14 protein-coding genes are annotated in these 16,993 nt (G+C 68.7%); 1 reads left to right on the plus strand and 13 read right to left on the minus strand.

The window, feature by feature from the left end:
* Position 1 precedes the first annotated feature (1 nt).
* The 9 genes from PIGHUM_RS16855 to PIGHUM_RS16895 all read right to left on the minus strand — a co-directional run bounded on the left by PIGHUM_RS16855 (position 2) and on the right by PIGHUM_RS16895 (position 11,454).
* Positions 2-3,112: an efflux RND transporter permease subunit gene (locus tag PIGHUM_RS16855; protein WP_124080741.1), complete on the minus strand. Its 3,111-nt coding sequence runs from the start codon at positions 3,110-3,112 to the stop codon at positions 2-4.
* A 12-nt stretch (positions 3,113-3,124) separates the two neighbouring features.
* Positions 3,125-4,243, minus strand: coding sequence for an efflux RND transporter periplasmic adaptor subunit (locus PIGHUM_RS16860; protein ID WP_124080742.1), 1,119 nt, complete (start codon positions 4,241-4,243; stop codon positions 3,125-3,127).
* 144 nt (positions 4,244-4,387) lie between these two features.
* A complete protein-coding gene (locus tag PIGHUM_RS16865; protein ID WP_246013268.1) occupies positions 4,388-5,803 on the minus strand; it encodes a sensor histidine kinase in 1,416 nt (471 codons plus the stop codon).
* Positions 5,800-6,483, minus strand: a complete 684-nt coding sequence (locus PIGHUM_RS16870) for a response regulator transcription factor (protein ID WP_124080743.1) — start codon at positions 6,481-6,483, stop codon at positions 5,800-5,802. The genes PIGHUM_RS16865 and PIGHUM_RS16870 overlap by 4 nt, the downstream gene beginning before the upstream one ends.
* A gap of 73 nt (positions 6,484-6,556) precedes the next feature.
* Complete coding sequence (gene ehuA / locus PIGHUM_RS16875; protein WP_124080744.1) at positions 6,557-7,327, minus strand: ectoine/hydroxyectoine ABC transporter ATP-binding protein EhuA; 771 nt, start codon at positions 7,325-7,327, stop codon at positions 6,557-6,559.
* 19 nt (positions 7,328-7,346) lie between these two features.
* Complete coding sequence (ehuD, locus tag PIGHUM_RS16880; protein WP_124080745.1) at positions 7,347-8,015, minus strand: ectoine/hydroxyectoine ABC transporter permease subunit EhuD; 669 nt, start codon at positions 8,013-8,015, stop codon at positions 7,347-7,349.
* Positions 8,012-8,665 carry an ectoine/hydroxyectoine ABC transporter permease subunit EhuC gene (gene ehuC, locus PIGHUM_RS16885; protein ID WP_124080746.1) on the minus strand — a complete coding sequence of 218 codons (654 nt, stop codon included), beginning with the start codon at positions 8,663-8,665 and terminating at the stop codon, positions 8,012-8,014. The genes ehuD and ehuC overlap by 4 nt, the downstream gene beginning before the upstream one ends.
* The gene (ehuB, locus tag PIGHUM_RS16890; RefSeq protein WP_124080747.1) at positions 8,662-9,645 is read right to left on the minus strand and encodes an ectoine/hydroxyectoine ABC transporter substrate-binding protein EhuB; all 984 of its coding nucleotides are present in this window, start codon (positions 9,643-9,645) and stop codon (positions 8,662-8,664) included. Before ehuB ends, ehuC begins: the two co-directional genes overlap by 4 nt.
* A gap of 216 nt (positions 9,646-9,861) precedes the next feature.
* Positions 9,862-11,454, minus strand: coding sequence for a DEAD/DEAH box helicase (locus PIGHUM_RS16895; protein WP_124080748.1), 1,593 nt, complete (start codon positions 11,452-11,454; stop codon positions 9,862-9,864).
* Positions 11,455-11,951: 497 nt separating this feature from the next.
* Here PIGHUM_RS16895 and PIGHUM_RS16900 point away from each other — a divergent pair, with 497 nt between their 5' ends.
* Positions 11,952-12,668, plus strand: coding sequence for a GntR family transcriptional regulator (locus tag PIGHUM_RS16900; protein ID WP_124080749.1), 717 nt, complete (start codon positions 11,952-11,954; stop codon positions 12,666-12,668).
* A 146-nt stretch (positions 12,669-12,814) separates the two neighbouring features.
* On the opposite strand, the gene PIGHUM_RS16905 is transcribed toward PIGHUM_RS16900, so the two are convergent.
* The 4 genes from PIGHUM_RS16905 to PIGHUM_RS16920 all read right to left on the minus strand — a co-directional run bounded on the left by PIGHUM_RS16905 (position 12,815) and on the right by PIGHUM_RS16920 (position 16,983).
* Entirely contained in the window at positions 12,815-13,567 is a 753-nt protein-coding gene (locus PIGHUM_RS16905; protein WP_124080750.1) for an SDR family NAD(P)-dependent oxidoreductase, read from the minus strand.
* Positions 13,568-13,571: 4 nt separating this feature from the next.
* Entirely contained in the window at positions 13,572-14,516 is a 945-nt protein-coding gene (locus PIGHUM_RS16910; RefSeq protein WP_160142326.1) for a Bug family tripartite tricarboxylate transporter substrate binding protein, read from the minus strand.
* 177 nt (positions 14,517-14,693) lie between these two features.
* Positions 14,694-16,115 (minus strand): MmgE/PrpD family protein, encoded by a 1,422-nt coding sequence (locus tag PIGHUM_RS16915; protein WP_124080752.1) that lies wholly within the window; start codon positions 16,113-16,115, stop codon positions 14,694-14,696.
* 13 nt (positions 16,116-16,128) lie between these two features.
* On the minus strand, positions 16,129-16,983 hold the full coding sequence (locus tag PIGHUM_RS16920) for a fumarylacetoacetate hydrolase family protein (RefSeq protein WP_124080753.1): 855 nt from the start codon (positions 16,981-16,983) through the stop codon (positions 16,129-16,131).
* Between the last annotated feature and the right edge of the window lie 10 nt (positions 16,984-16,993).

Below are 16,993 nucleotides of genomic sequence, written 5' to 3' on the forward strand. Positions count from 1 at the left end.
ATCATTGTTCCGAAATGGCCGCGTCGCGCTCTTCGGCGGTCAGCAGGCGCTTGGGGCCGAGCCAGGCGTAGAGCACCGGCAGCACGAACAGCGCCACCAGCGGCAGCACCGCCATCCCGCCCACCACCACCGAGGCGAAGGGCCGCTGGGTCTCGCTGCCCACGCCGGTGGACAAGGCCATGGGCAAGAGGCCGATCAGGCCCAGCAGCGACACCATCAGGATGGAGCGCATGCGTTCGGCCGCGCCTTCGACCAGCGCGGGCAGCAATGCGACCCCTTCGCGCCGCAGGGCCTCCACCGCGCTGATCACCAGCAGGCCGGCCAGCGCCACCTGCCCGAGCAGGGCGATGAAGCCGATCGCCGCGCTGATGGACAGGTCGATGTCCGTCAGGTGCAGCGCGATGATCCCGCCCACCATGGCAAAAGGCGCCGTCAGCAGAATGATGGCGGCGCTGCGCGCGCTGCCCAGGGCGCTGAACAGCAGCACGAACACCACCAGCAGCGACAGCGGCACGACGATCTTCAGCCGCGCCGAGGCGCGCTGCTGGTTCTCCCACTGCCCGCCCCACTGCGCCACGTAGCCTTCGGGCAGCTTGACCTCTTTCTTGAACACGGCGATGGCGTCCTTGACCACCGAGCCCATGTCGCGCCCTTCGACGTTGAACTTGAGCGCCATGTAGCGCGCGTTGCCTTCGCGGAAGATGGAGGAGTTGCCGACCTTGAAGCTGATGTCGGCCAACGCATGCAAAGGCAGATAGGTGCCGTCGGGCGCGGCCACCGGGATCTCGCGGATGCGCGCCTCGTCCATGCGGTCGGCGAAAGGCAGCCGCACGCGTACCGGCACGCTGCGCTCGCCCTCCCAGGCCGTGGTCACGACCTTGCCCGCCAGCGCGGTTTCGATGGCGGTATCGGCGTTCTGCATGGAAATGCCATAGCGCGCCAAGGCATCGCGATTGAATTCGATGTGCAATTGCGGCGCCGGCGCATCGCGGTACAGATCGAGGTCGCGCACGCCTTCGATCTTGCCCACCGCCGACTTGGTCTGCTGCAGGATGGACCGCATGGTCTCGATCTCGGCGCCGTAGACCTTCAGCACCACGTGGCCTCGCGCGCCGGAAGTGGACTCTTCCACGCTGTCGCGTATGGGCTGGGCGAAGTTGAACTGCACCCCGGGCAGGTCCGCCAGCGAGTTGCGCATTTCCGTCACCAGCGCCTCCTTGGTCAGGCCCTTGCGCCACTCCGCGCGCTCTTTCAGGCGCACCAGCACCTTGGCGACGTTGATGGTCTCGTTGTCGGTGCCGTCCTCGGGACGCCCTTGCTCGCTGGTGACGCTGATCGCCTCGGGCACGGCCTTCAGGCGCATCCGTATCGTGCGCAGCAGTTCCTGCCCTTTCTCCAGCGAGATCGAGGGCGGCATCTGCACCAGCACGTAGGCATCGCCTTCGTCCAGTTCAGGCAGGAATTCGGTGCCCAGCTTGGAGCCGGCGTAGACCGCCAGCAGCAGCACCACCACGGCCACGCCGAACACCCTGGCGCGGCTGCGGCCGGTCTCCAGCACGCGCGAGATCCAGGTCGAATAGACGTGGTGCATGCGCAGGAACACGGCGGGCTCGGGCGCCACCACGTCCTTGGGGCGCAGCAGCAGCGCGCACAGCGCCGGCACCAAGGTGAGCGCGAGCACCAGCGCGCCGACCAGCGCGAAGGTATAGGTCAGCGCCAGCGGACGGAAGATGCGGCCTTCGATGCTCTCGAGCGAGAATACCGGGATCAGCGCGGCGATCACGATGGCCATCGCGAACAGCGTGGGCCGGGCCACCGACAGCGCCGCTTCGATGATCAATTCGTACATGTCGCGGCGCGAGGTCGGCTTGCGCAGGCGCGCCTTGTGGATGATGGCCTCGGTCAGCACCACCGCGCCATCGACGATGATGCCGAAGTCGATCGCCCCCATGGAGATCAGGTTGGCCGGCATGTCGAGGAAATGCAGGCCGATGAACGCCACCAGCAGCGACAGCGGGATCACCACCGCCACGATCAGCGAGCCGCGCAGGCTGCGCAGGAACAGCCACAGCACGCCGATGATCAGCGTGGCGCCGAACAGCAGGTTGTGATAGACGGTATGCAGCGTATGGCCGACCAGGTGCGAGCGGTCGTAGCTCGGTTCGATGCGCATCCCGGCCGGCAGCATGTGCTCGTTGATGTCGTCCACTTTCTTGTGGACCTGGTCGAGCACCTTGCTGGGGTTCTGGTCGCGCTTGAGCAGCACGATGCCTTCGACGATGTCGTCTTCGTCGTCCATGCCCACCGAGCCCTGGCGCGGCGTGTAGGACTGCACCACGCGCGCCACGTCCTTGATCCGCACGGGCGTGTTGTTGTGCACGTCCAGCACGATGGTCTCGATGTCGCGCGGATTGCGCAGCAGGCCGATGCCTCGGATGATCAGCGACTGCTCTCCGCGCCGCAGCAGCCCGCCGCCGACGTTCTGGTTGGACTTGGAAACGGCTTCGACCACCTGGTCCAGCGTCAGGTTGTGCGCCACCAGCTTGGCCGGGTCGACCTCGATGTGGAACTCCTTGACAAAGCCCCCCATGCTGACCACGTCGGCCACGCCCTGGATCTGCTTGAGCACGCGCGCCACCGTCCATTCTTGTTCGGAGCGCAGCTGGGCCAGCGTATGGCGGTCGCTGTTGAGGCGGTAGTAGAAGATCTTGCCCAGCGGCGTATTGTCGGGCGCCATCTCGGGCGTGACGCCGTCCGGCAAGTCGGCCTCGGGCAGGCGCTGGGTCACCTGCACCCGAGCCTCGAAGCTCTTGGTGTCGTCGTCGAACACCATGGTGATCATCGACAGGCCGAAATAGCTTTCCGAGCGCAGCGAGACCAGCCCCGGCGTGCCGTTCAGCGCGCGCTCGAGCGGGAAAGTCACCTGCCGCTCGACTTCCTCGGGCGCCAGCCCGGGGGCTAGCGAGATCACGCCCACCTGGACGTTGGTGACGTCCGGATAGGCTTCGATGGCGGTATTCAGGTAGGCATAGACGCCATAGGCGGCGATGACCAGCGTCGCGGCAAGCGCCACCAGCCGGCGGTGCACCACCAGTGCGATGAGAGAACGCATGGCCGGATCCCCTTACAGCAGCTGGTTGGCGGAGCCGTCGAGCAGCAGCGCGCCCTTGACCACCACTTTGTCGCCGGCCGAGAGGCCGGACAGCACCGGGATATAGCCGTTGGACGGCTGGCCCAGCGCAACGGTGCGCGCCTCGAACACGGTGTCGGACACCTGGACGAAGACGATGGAGCGCGAGCCGTCCTTGATCAGCACCGCATTGACGGGAACGGACAGGCCCTCGCCGCTGCGCGCCTGAATGCCCGCGCGCGCCAGCATGCCTGCGCGCAGCTTGGAATTGCCCTGGTCCAGCGTGATGTAGACCTGGCCGCGGCGGGTCTGCGCATTGAGCGAGGAGCCGACGCGCGCCACCTTGCCCGCCAGCGGCCGGTCGAGCGAAGGGACCACCACTTGCACCTCGGCCCCCTGGCCGATTGCGCTGAGGTCGCTTTCGAAAACGTCCGCGTTGATCCACAACGCGTTCGGATCGCCGATGGTGAACAAGGCGCCGGCATCCGGGCCGACCGATGCGCCCGGCGTCGTATTGCGGCTGACCACCACGCCGGCGCGCGGCGCCCGCAGCAGCAGCGAGTCGCTGCCGCCGCCGCCGAGGAAACTGGTGGCGCGCGCGGCCACGTCGACATTGTGCTGGGCCTCTTGCAGCTTGGCCTCGGCAACCAGCAATTCGGCCTCGATGCCTATGCCTTTCTCGACCATCGTGCGCTGCCGCTTGGCCTCGGCTTGGGCAACGCGCAATTCCACCTGGGCGTTGGCGTAATCGGCGCGGATCCGCGAGGCATCGGGGCTGGAGAGCGTGGCCAGCGGCGCGCCGGCCTTGACCTCGTCGCCGATCTGCGCCTGGATCTGCAGGATCCGGCCGGCCACCGGCGCCACCACGTTGGCGACCTGCTCTTCGCGGAACGCTACCCGCGCGGGCGCCCACACCACGTGCGCGGCGCCCTCGGTACTCATCTCCTGGATCTCCATGTACTGCAGCGAGGCCGGCTTGATGCGGACCTGCCCCGGCGGCAGCGCGGGGGCCTGCGCCTCCGGGACGGCGGGCGCGGCTGGCTGGGGTTTGTCGGAACAGGCCGACAGCGCGACGAAACAGGCGACGAGCAAAGCGGAAAAACGCGGCGACATGGATACCCTTTCACGATGTTGCAGTCCGGAAAGGTTTGCACGGCAGCCAGCGGCGCTGCCCAGCCACGGCGAACCCGGAACCGGATCGTGCCGATGTTAGCCAGAGCGGCCGGGGAACATCATGGCGGGAAGGTTACCGTTTGGTCATGTTGACCGCATGCGGGGCAGTTCGATGCGGGCGATCAGGCCCGGCCCGGCGTCGTCCAGGTGCAGCGTGGCGTGGTGCAGGCTTGCAATGGCCGTCACGCTCGCCAGCCCCAGCCCGTAGCCGGGAACGCGGCGATTGAGGCGGAAGAACCGCGTACCGACCTTGGAACGTTCGATGGCCTGGATTCCCGGCCCGTTGTCCTGCACCACCACCGACACGGTCTCGTCGGTAGCCCGGGTGCCGACGATCACGCGGGCCGGGCTGCCGGCGTACTTGATGGCGTTGTCCACCAGGTTGGCGATGGCGCTGGCCAGCAGGTCCTTGTCGCCGGGCGCCACCGCCTCGTCGGCCATGTGCACCTGCAACTCGACGTGCTTTTCCTCGGCCACCGGCTCGTACAGCTCGACCACGTCGGCCACGATGTCATTCAGCGACACCGGCTGGAACGCCTGGCGCCGCGCGCCGGACTCGGCCTCGGCGATCTGCAGCAGCTTGTCGAAGACGACGGTCAGTTCCTCGATCTCGCGGATGGCGAAGGCCGTGGCCTGGGCCATCTGCGCCGGATCCGTGCCCGGCCGGCTCGCGACCTCGAGCTTGGCCCGGATGCGCGAGAGCGGCGTGCGCAGGTTGTGGGCGATGGTATTGGAGACGTGGCGCACACCGTCCATCAGGATCTCGATGCGATCGAGCATCATGTTGATGTCGTGGCTCAGGCGCGCGAACTCGTCGTCCCTGCCCGAGACCGGAATCCGCTGCGTCAGGTCGCCCGCCTCGATCTGGGCGGCGGTGCGGCGGATCGCGCCGACCCGGCTTTCCAGCTGGCCGCGGAACACGACGGCGCCGACCACCGCCAGCAGCACCGCGACCACCGCCGCGGCCATCAGCGCGTTGCCCACCAATTGCTCGAGATCGCGCTGGTCGCGCAGGTCGCGCCCCACCACCAGGATGGAGCCGTCGGCCAGTTGCTCGGTCCGGTAGCGGCTGTAGGACAGGCGGCCGTCCCGCAACACCTGCTTTTCCGTGATGCCGAAGGTGGGCCTGAGCAGATCGCGGGAAACCGCGATGTTGCCGGCGATCTTCTTGCCCGAGGCCGTCGCCAGCAGATAGATCTCGGTATCGGAGTTGACGCCGTCCGTGAGGTTCTCCGTGATGTCGTCGGCCAGCCGCTCCGGTCCGTAGGCCTCGAAGTGGCTGAGCATCCGATGGGAGGCCGAGACGAGCTGGCGGTCGATGCGGTTCTGCAGGACGCCGATGGTCTGCACGTACAGCACCGACAGCAGCACCATCATGAACAGCACGACTGAAACGCCATAGCCCAGCGCCAGCCGGAACGCCACCGACTGCCAGAGCCGCCGCGCGTCCGCGAGCAGGCCTTTTTCGCGGCCGGGGTAGTCGAGTCCGGCCGGGCTCAACGCGGCGCCGCCGAAATCATGTAGCCCACGCCGCGCACGGTGTGGATCAGCGGCGGCGAGAAGCCGTTGTCGATCTTGTTGCGCAGCCGGCTGATCTGCACGTCGATCACATTGGTCTGCGGATCGAAGCGATAGTCCCAGACGGCCTCGAGCAGCATGGTGCGCGTGACCACCTGCTCCTGGTTCATCAGCAGGTAGACCAGCAGCCGGAACTCGCGCGGCTGCAGCAGGATGGTCTTGCCGTCGCGCTCGACCGTGCGCTTGGTCAGGTCGGCGCGCAGGTTGGCGATGCGCAGTTCGCGCACGTCCTCGCGCGCGCGTGCCCGCCGGTACAGCGCATCGACGCGTGCCGCCAGTTCGGAAAACGCGAACGGCTTGGTGAGGTAGTCGTCGCAGCCGCCGCGCAGGCCGCGCACGCGTTCGTCCAGCCCGGCCAGTGCGCTCAGGATCAGCACCGGCGTGGTCTTGCCCACGCCGCGCAGCGTGGTCAGGATGGACAATCCATCGACGTCGTTGGGCAGCATGCGGTCGAGGATGATGACGTCCCAGGGCTCCGTCATGGCGCGGTTCAGGCCGTCGGCGCTGTCGCGGCAGGCGGCCACTTCGTGGCCGGCTTCGCGCAGGCCATTGCAGATGTAGCGGGACGTGTCGACTTCGTCTTCGATGACCAGGCAGCGCATGGCGACGGACGGCTCCAGGAAGGATCGGGCGCGGCGCGCCGTTCGCGATAGTCTAACCCGCGCCGCCCGCCGCTCAGGCGTCGATCACCGCGTCGAGGAACTGCCGGGTGCGGGCATGCGACGGCGCATTGAACACCTCCGGCGAAGGGCCGTCCTCGAGGATGCGGCCCGCCTCGAAGAACAGCGTGCGGTCGGAACTGCGCTCGGCGAACTTCATCTGGTGCGTGACGATGATCATCGTCATCGTACGGCTCGCCGACAATTCGCGCAGGATCTCCAGCACGCCGCCCACCAGCTCGGGATCGAGCGCCGAGGTCACTTCATCGAACAGCATGATTTCCGGCCGCATGGCCAGGGCCCGGGCGATACCCACCCGCTGCTTCTGCCCGCCCGAGAGATTGCCCGGATACTGGCCGAGCTTGTCGCCCAGGCCTACCTTGCCCAGGTATTCCGCCGCGCGCGCCTCGGCCTCGGCCCGCCCCAGCCCCAGCACGTGGCGCGGCGCCTCGGCCACGTTGTCCAGCGCGGTCATGTGCGGGAACAGGTTGAAATGCTGGAACACCATGCCTATCTTGCCGCGCACCTTGCGCAGGTGCGCCTCGGTGGCCGGCGCTTCCCGGCCGCCGCGCGGCTGGGTCCACATCGGCTCGCCGTCGATCAGGACGCGGCCCGCGTCGGGCCGCTCCAGCGTCATCAGCAGCCGCAGCAGCGTGGACTTGCCCGATCCCGACGGACCGATCAGGGCAACCGTCTGGCCGGCCGGGATGTGCAGGTCGATGCCGCGCAGCACCTCCACCTCGCCGTAGCGCTTGCTTATGTTTTCCAGCGTCACGCTGGCGCTCATCTCCGTCTCCTCGTTTCGCTCACCGCCACCGCCGCTCCAGCGTCCTCACGACGCCCGCCGCGGCCAGGCTCAACACCAGGAAAGCCAGCCCCACCAGGGTCAGCGGCTCGGTATAGCGGAACGTGGCCGAGCCGGCGATCTTGCTGGCCTGCAGCAGCTCGACCACGGTAATGGCCGACAGCAGCGGCGTATCCTTGAACATCGCCACCAGGTAGTTGCCCAGGGCGGGAATCACCGGGGGGATGGCCTGCGGCAGGATGACATCGCGCAGCGTGCGCCAATGCCCCAGGTTGAGCGCGCGCGCCGCCTCCCATTGCCCGCGCGGCACACCCTCCAGGCCGGCGCGGTAGACCTCCGCGCAATAGGCGGCGTAGTGCAGCCCCAGGCCGAGCACGCCGGTGGCCAGCGGCGAGAACTGCACGCCGGTGACCGGCAGCACATAGAACAGGAAGAAGAGTTGCATCAGCAGCGGCGTGCTGCGTACGAACTCGATGCAGGCGGCGGCAGCCCAGGCCAGCGGCCGCAGCGACGCGCGCCTGGCCAGCGCCAGCACCAGGCCCAGCGTAACGGCCAGCGCCATGCCCAGCACGGTGGCCTGCACGGTGATCCACAGGCCGTCCATCAAGACCGGCAGCACCTGGCGCGCATAGGCCCAATCGAAGACGGGACGGGACGGATCCACGATCATGCGCGCCCCACGTGGCGCCTGGCGCGCCGCTCCAGCCATCGCATGCCCGCGCTCAGGCACTGCGCCGCCACGAAATACATCAGCAGCGCGAGCGTGAAGACCTCGACGGTGCGGAAGGTCTCGCTGCGCAGCAGCTGCGCGCTGAACGTCAGGTCGGTAATGGTGATGAGCGAGACCAGCGCGGTGTTCTTGAGCAGCTCGATCAGCAGGTTGCCGGCGGGCGGCAGCATGGCGGGCACCGCCTGCGGCAGCACGATACGCCACAGCGTGGCGCGCGGCCCCATGTTGAGCGCGAGCGCCGCCTCCACCTGGCCGCGCGGCACCGCCGCCACCGCGCCGCGCACGACCTCGGCGCCGTAGGCGCCCGCATTCAATCCCAGCACCAGGATGCCCGCCACCAAGGCCGGCAGCTTCAAGCCGAACAGCGGCAGCACGTAATAAACCCAGAACAGTTGCACGAGCGCGGAGGTGCCGCGGAACAGCTCGACATAGCAGGCCGCCGGCCACGCCAGCCAAGGCCGTCTCGACAGGCGTCCGAGCCCGGCCAGCACGGCCAGCGGCACCGCCACCGCCGCGCCGCCCGCGGTAATCTGCAAAGTGATGAACAGCCCGCGCAGCAGCGGCGGCAGCAGTTCCGGAAGGTCGGTCATGGAGCGGTGTTCCCGGCTGCCTCGCCGTCTTCCTCAAGACCGCCTGCGGGGGCTTGCGCGTCCGGTGCCTCGTCGGACGCGCCGCACAGCTGCGCTGCGGTGACATCGCCCGGCAATTCGCCCTGCGTGAATCCGAACGGCGCCACCAGCGCCTGGTGCTCGGGAGAACCGATGAACCCGGCCAACTCCCGGTCGAACGCCTGCCGCAAGGCCTCGTCCTGCTTGCGGAAGCCGAACGCCCCGTATCCCCGGACGGATTGCCCCGCCTCGGTAGGCTGGACGAAGCGCGCCACTTTCTCGATGTCCCAGTCGGGCACCTTGGTCAGCACGTAATTGATCGTCAGCGCGGTCGCGGCATAGACATCGGCGCGCCCTGCCATGACCCCTTCGACGGCGCTGACCACGTCGGGAAACACCACCACTCGCGCCGCCGGCACGCCGGCACGCGCGGCGTAGTCGTTCTGCACGGCGCCGACCACCACGCCCACGCGCGCGCCGGGATCGGCCGCCGCCTCGGCATAGCTGCGCAGTTGCAAGGGATTGTCGGTGCGCTGCAGAAAGCCGTCGCCCACGCCGTAGGTCGGATTGGAAAACGCGATCTGGCGGCACCGCTCCGGCAGCACGTACATGCCGGCGGCGATCATGTCGAAGCGGCCGGCGAGCAGGCCCGGAATCAGCGCGCCGAACTCGGTCAGCACGCCCTCGACCTCGTCTATGCCGAGGCGCGCCAGCACCTTGCGCGCGATCTCGGGCGCCTCGCCCGTCAGCTTGCCGGCGCGGCTGTCCATGTAGGCGAACGGGGCCTCGTTGGCATACCCCACCCGCAGCCGTCCCGATTGCCGCGCCCGCTCCAGGCTATCCTGCGCCCCCGCGTCCGGCGCCGCATCTTGCGCATAGCCCGCGCCCGCCGGGATTCCCGCGCCCAGCGCAAGAATCCCGGCGAGCACACGGGCGCGAATGGTGGCTTGTCCGAATGGCATCGAGACGAATCATATCTCTTAACATTATTTCAACTCAAATCAATCGCCTAAAAAAAACCCCGCTCGACCCGAAGGCCGGCGGGGATTCCTACCTACATCCGCGTTTGCACGAAGCACGCTGGGCTTCAACCCAGGGCGCCGCGGATCCGGCTTTGCCGGTCCGCCAGCGCCGCCCCCTCGAGGGGACCCGCGTAAGCGGGTACGGGGTGGGCTTCCCTATGCAGCGCGGCGGCGCGAGTCGAAGCGGCGCGGCGCATCGCTGCGGGTTTCACGGCGATCGCCGTCGGCGCGCGGACCGCGCGGACGGTCGCTCCAGCCGAAAGACGGCTGTTGCGCACGATCGCCCTGCTCGCGCTGCGGACGGTCGCCGAACTCACGGCGGGGGCGGTCGGCCTGGACCGGACGATCGCCATAGGCGCGCTGGGGACGGTCGGCATGCGGGCGCTCGCTGCGGAAGCGCTCGCCCTGCGGACGCGCCTCGTACGGGCGGTCGCCCTGAGGACGGTCACCCTGGGGACGATCGCCGCGCGGACGATCGCCGAAGGCCGGACGGTTTTCCTGACGGTAGCCGCCGTCGCGCTGCGCATAGCTGCCACGGCCGCCCGGACGGTAGCCCTGCTTGCCGCCGGGGCCGCCGCGGCGCGGACGGTCGGCGCCGGGACGCGGCGCGCGCTGGGGCTCCAGGCCCGGAACCACCTGGACGGGGATGCTTTGGTCGGTGTAGCGCTCGATGGTGCGGACCTTATGGCGTTCGCCATGGGCGGCCAGCGTGAACGCCAGGCCATCGCGGCCCGCGCGGCCGGTGCGGCCGATGCGGTGGACGTAGTCTTCGGCCTGCATGGGCAGGTCGAAATTGACCACGTGGCTGATGCCCTGGACGTCGATGCCGCGCGCGGCCACGTCGGTAGCGACCAGGATCTGCACCCGGCCGCGCTGCACGTTGCCCAGCGTGCGCGTGCGCTGGCGCTGGTTCATGTCACCGTGCAGAGCCTCGGCGGCAAAGCCCTGGTCGGCCAGCGTATCGGCCAGCTCATCGGCGGCCCGCTTGGTCGAGGTGAACACGATGGCCTGCTGCATGCTGGCATCGCGCAGCAGATGGTCGAGCAGGCGCATCTTGTGTTCCATGTCGTCCGCGTACAGCAGCGACTGGGTGATGTTGACGTGCTTTTCCTTCTGGCTGGCGATCTCGATACGCTGAGGATCGCGCATCATTTTGGCGGCCATGCGCGCGACGGAGCCGTCCAGCGTGGCCGAGAACAGCAGCGTCTGGCGGGTGGCCGGCGTGCGGGCGACGATGGCTTCGATGTCGTCGATGAAACCCATGTCCAGCATGCGGTCGGCCTCGTCCAGCACCAGCACTTCGACTTCAGAAAGGTTGACCTTGCCCGACTGGACGTGGTCCAGCAGGCGGCCCGGGGTCGCGACCAGCACGTCCACGCGGCGCGACAGCGCCTTCAGCTGGGCGCCGTAGGGCATGCCGCCCACCACCGTGGCGGTGCGCAGCCAGTTCAGCGTCTTGCCATAGGTGCGGGTGGCGTCGCTCACCTGCTGGGCCAGTTCGCGCGTCGGCGTCAGCACCAGCACGCGCACGCCGGGCGTGCGCAGCGGCGAGGCCTGGACCTGCTTGTTCAGCGCCGGCAGCATGAAAGCGGCGGTCTTGCCGCTGCCCGTCTGCGACGACACCATCAGGTCGTGGCCTTCCAGGGCCAGCGGAATGGCGCGCGCCTGCACCGGCGTGGGTTCGGAAAAACCGGCTTCGGTCAGGGATTGGACAATGGACGGAGCCAGACCGAGTTCAGCAAAAGACATCTTTATTCCTTACGTTGCGTAATGCGCAGCGCGAGCACGCCAAGCATGGCCAAAGCGCGTGCGAGAAACGCACGACACCACGGCTCCATCAACGGGAGCCGAATCATGGGCAAGCCTGGAAAGCTGGCGCTACGCGGCGGAGACGGTCACAGCCGCTCCGGACGGATCATCGGCGCCGACCGATATCACCGTGCGCGCAACGCGAAGGGAAAAACGAGGTCAGAGACGATGCAGTTTTCGGCCGCACCAAGGCGACCGATCGTCTGCATGGAGGCCACATCGAGGCCGAACGGCCGATGGGATTTGTGCAGTACAGCAATGATACCCCATAAAGGGAAAAAAAGCCCGCACATTCTCCTCTCTCCGCCGTGTCTGCCCCATTGGCGCAACACTGCCGGCCCCGGCGCGGCCGCGGCAATGCGCCGGGGCGGCAACGAAGAGGACGAGCATTGACGTAGAATACGCAGCCGGCAGTCCCGCCCCTACAGGCCGTGTCCATGACGACAACCGAACGCGCCGGCGCCGAGGCGGATCACGAAGCGGTCCGCATCTACGACGCGCTGCGCAAACGCATTTTCCAGGGCGAGATCCGTCCCGGCCACGAATTGAACCAGGTCCACATCTCGCAGGAGTACGGCGTCAGCCGCACGCCGGTGCGGGAGGCGCTGCGCATGCTCCAGGCCGATGGCCTGGCCGAGGCGCGCTTCAAATACAGGATGACGGTCACCCAGGTCACCGCCGGGGAAGTGGACCAGGTCTACGGCCTGTGGATCGCCAGCCAGGCCGTGGTCACGCAGATCACCCTGGGGCGCCTGGTCCAGGCCGATTTCGATGCCTGCCGCAAGGTGCTGCAAAAGATGGCCCGGCAAAAAGGCGAGGCCTCGATGCAGTGGCGCGAACTGCACATGCAGTTCCACCGCATCCTGAACCGGCCGGCCGGCCGCATCTTCTGCGACAAGATCGAGGAATACTGGCACCGCACCGAGCGGGCGCGGTTTTCGGTCGAGCAGACCTCGCCGTCGCTGTTCGGCGACGACCACGGCGATCACGCCGGCCTGCTGCAGGCCTACGAGGCGGCCGACCTGGAAGCCGCGCAGCGCATCAACACGCTCCAACTGGTGCGCGCCGCCACCGCCGCCATCGGCCTGATCGACCCGGCCTACACCCCCACCAGCACCCAGGGCGCGCTCGACGTGCTGCGCGTAAGGTTGTAGCCAACCCGTGCTTTCCGATTCCTCATGGCGCGGCGCACCTTCCGCAGTACGCTGTCCGACCCAGGGCGCCGCGGATCCGGCTTCGCCGGTCCGCCAGCGCCGCCCCCTGGGGGGCGCGCGTCAGCGCGTAGGGGGGGCTTTATCCTCTAGTCCATGAAGCGGCCGCCGGACATGTTCACCGTTTCGCCGGTGATGTAGCCCGACTGGCGCGAGGCCAGGAACAGCGCGGCCGCGGCGGCCTCCTGCGAGCGCCCGACGCGGCCCACCGGTATGCCCTTGACCACCTCGTGCAGGGCTTCGCCGGTCTTGTTCACCTGCACGTCGAACAAGGCGGTGGCGATCACGTTGACGGTCACGCCCTGCGGCGCCAGCTCCGCCGCCAGCGAGCGCGAAAACGCGATCAGCCCGCCCTTGGCCGCGGCATAGGGGCTCACGCCGGGATGCACGCCGGTCTTGCCCGACATCGAGCAGAACGACAGCAGGCGGCCGAACCCGCGCGCCGCCATGCGCCGGGCCGATTCGCGCAACAGCAGCACGGGCAGCAGCAGTTCGTCGCGGATGACGCGCGCATACGCCGCGTCGTCCAGCTCGAGCGCCCTGCCCACCGTGACGGGCGGCGACACGTAGGCCACCACCTCGACCGGACCGTTCACCGCGTCGCAGCGGTCCAGGAAGCCGCGCAGCGCCGCCGGATCGTCGACGCATCCCTGCGGCACCGCCAGCGCCGGCCGCCCGCCCGGCGGCGCGGCGTCCGCCGCCAGCAGCCCCACGCAGGTGCGGGCGCCATGGGCGTCGAAACCGGCGACCACGGCCGGGCCCACGCCCCCTTCGGCGCCGATCACCAGTACCGACAGTCCGGCCAGGTCGAGCACGGGGGGAAACTCGGTAGCAGTCTGCATGCCTTCACTCCTGGAGCTTGATGTTGTATTTGCTGATGATGTCGCCGTAGGTGCGGTATTCCTTGTCGACCACCTGGCGCATTTCCTCCCGCGTGGAAGGCCGCACGGTCAGGCCGAACTTGTCCAGCTGCGAGCGTACATGCTCCTGCTCGACGCTGGCGCGGATGTCGCGGTACAGCTGTTCGGCGATGGGCTCCGGCACGCCGGCCGGCAGCATGAAGCCATACCAGGCCTCGGTGGAGAAATCCGGCACGCCCTGTTCGGCGAACGACGGGATGTCGGGCGCATGCGAATTGCGCTGAGGCGCCGCCACGCCCAATGCCCTCAACTGGCCGGAGGCCAGGTACGGCGCCACCGTATGGGTAGCGACGAACGAGGCATGGACCTGCCCGCCGATCAAGTCGGTCACGGCCGGCGCCGTGCCCTTGTAGGGGACGTGCAGGAACTCCGTGCCGGTTTTCTGCTGCATCTGCGCCAGGAAGATGTGCGCGGGCGAGCCCATGCCCGCGCTGGCGAAGGCCAGCTCGCGCGGATGCTGCCTGGCGTAGTCCAGCAGGTCGCGCAGCGTGTTGAAGCGGGACTTGCCCGACACCACCAGCGTCATGTCGCCGTAGCCGGCGATGGTCAGCGGCGCCAGGTCGCGCATGGGCACAAAGCCCTCCGATTTGATCAAGTGCGCGGTCAGGGAAATATTGGTGGCCATGACGCCCACGGTATAGCCGTCGGGCGGCGACTGGCCGACCACCTGGGCGCCGACGTGGCCCGAGGCGCCGAGCCGGTTCTCGACCACCACCGGCACCTTCCAGGTTTTGCCGAGGTCTTCGGCGACCAGCCTGGCCAGCCGGTCCGGCCCCGTGCCCGGGGTGAACGGGACCACGAACTTGACCGGCTTGGCCGGAAAGTCGGCGGCCTGGGAGGTTCCCACGGCCGCCAGACAGCAGGACAGCATCAACACAAATTTGCAAACGCTACGCATCCACATGGCAAAGCTCCTTGCAACGACAGGTTGAAAACGAAAAATGCCCCCACGCTTGCCGCTGCGCGGCAGCGCTGTCCCCCGAGGGGGCGCTTTTGCCTTGGGACGGCCCGGCGGCAAAAATTTCCTAACGCAATCTCGAACCCAGCTTCAATGCACCAGCGTGGCCGTTACCAGCGCCCGCACATCGGCGCTGGCGTCCAGCGATTCGACGCAGGCGATCAGCGCGTCGGCGCCTCCCTGGAGGCGGTCGCCGACGTTCTCGCGGAACTTTTCGATCAGCTCCTCGAGCGGCATGTCCGTCCCGGCCGATCCCGGCGCCGGCTCGCAGCCGCCCGCATAGCGGCGGCCGGCGTCGTCCTCCAGCACCACTTCGGCCAACAGGTTGGACGGCGATGCCGACGGCGCACGCACGATTTCCATGTCCGCATCCAGCAGCCTGCGCACGGCCGGCGCCTCGCGCACGGGCGCCTCGAAGCTGTCCGGGCCGATGCGGCCCTGCGCCAGCGCCGCCGCCACGATGTAGGGCAGAGAGTGATCGGCGGCTTCCCGCGTGCGCGGCTGCAGCGGATCGCTGCGGATCGCGTACAGGTGTTCGTAGACGCCCGGGTCGGCCCGCACTTCCACCTTGCGGATCGCCGCCGCATCCCTGCCTTGCGCCGACAGCGCGGCGCGGGCGCGCAGCGCCGACTGGATCGCGCTCTGGCCGCGCGAGCCTACCGGCCAGCGCTTGAAGCTGCCGCGCGCGATGGCGCCGAACCCCGCGATGCCGTCCAGATGGCGCTGCGCGGCCATGGCCTCGTCGGCCGTGACCTGGAGCTTGGCCAGGAATCCATGGCGCCCCTCGAACGGGCGCACCACTCCTTCCACGCCGGCGCTGGCCAGGTAGCAGGCCTGCACCGCCTGCCGCACGCCGTCGCTGCCGTTGAAGCGCTTCCACATGGTCAGTTCGCCATGGGCATCGGGTTCGGACGACTCGACTTCGTTGGAAGGGTAATGCGCGTTGACCGCGATCGAGAACGCGTGCCGGAACTGCTCCCGGTCCAGTTCCAGCAGCGCGCCGGCGGCGGCCACCCCGCCCAGCGTCGTCAAGGCCGGATAGTCCCAGCCGCCACGCTCCGGGTCGATGTAGTCGCTCAGCCCCACCACCAGTTCGTAGCCCAGGCACAGCGCGCGCACGGCCTCGCGTCCCGGCGCGCCCTCGGCCTCGGCCACCGCCAGCACCCCGGTCAGGATGTCGCTGGGATGTGCGCCGCCGAGCCGGCCGAAGTAGTAGTCGTTGTAGTCGTAGGCGCGCAGCGGCGCGCCGTTGAGCAGCGCCGCGTGCTCGGCGTTGACCCGTTCGCCGCTGCCCCACAGCCGCGCGCCCCGCTCCACGCCGAAACGCGCCGCGAAGCGCCGCGCGCTGCGCGTGGCCCGGTGGTCGAGCGCGCCCAGGACCACGCCCAGGCTGTCGAGCACCACCTTGCCGGCCGCCGACCGGGCGCCGGCATCGAGCTCGAATGCGCGCGCCCGCAGGCAGAAATCCGCGAGCCGGTCCAGGAACCGGTCGGATGGGAACTCCCCATTCATGCTCGCCTCCTTTTCACCGGGACGCCGGTCGGGAAGTAATGGTGTAGCGCTGGGCGCCGAGCCCGTCGATGCCCAGCTCCAGGACCTCGCCGCCGCGCAGGAAGCGCGCGGGCCGCATGCCCAGGCCCACGCCTGCCGGCGTGCCGGTAATGATCAGATCGCCCGGCTCCAGGGTCATGAACTGGCTGACGTAGCTGACGATGCTGCGGCAATCGAAAATCATCCTGCCGGTGTTGCCCGACTGCACCCGTTCGCCGTCCACGCTCAGCCAGATGCCGAGCGCCTGCACGTCCGCCACCTCGTCCGCGGTGACCAGCCAGGGGCCCACGGGACAGAAGCGGTCGAAGCTCTTGCCCTTGTCCCACTGGCCGCCGCGCTCGAGCTGGTAGGCCCGGTCGGACAGATCGTTCACCACCACATAGCCCAGCACGTGGCCGAGCGCGTCGGCCGGCGCGGCGCCGGCGCACCGCTTGCCGATCACGATACCCAGCTCGACTTCCCAGTCCATCTTCTCGGCGTTGGCGGGCTTGGGCACGTCGTCGTAGGGCCCCGACAGCGTGGACGGCGCCTTCATGAACACCACCGGCTCCTGGGGCACGGGCATTCCCGATTCCTCGGCGTGGTCGGTGTAGTTCAGGCCGATGGCGACGATCTTGCCCGGACGGGCCAGTGGCGCGCCCAGGCGCGGCTGGCCCGGCACGAGCGGCAGTTTTTCCACGTCGACGGCGCGCAATCCCTCTTGCAGGCCGCGGGCCAGCGTGGCGGCATCGATATCGGCCACCAGGCCGGACAGGTCGCGCAACCGCCCCTGCCCATCCAGCGCGCCGGGCTTCTCGCCGCCCTCCGGTCCGTATCTCACGATCCTCATGTACGTCTTC

Origin of the sequence: Pigmentiphaga humi, from assembly GCF_900606115.1 — a bacterium.
In the GTDB taxonomy this organism is placed as follows: Bacteria; Pseudomonadota; Gammaproteobacteria; order Burkholderiales; family Burkholderiaceae_B; genus Pigmentiphaga; species Pigmentiphaga humi.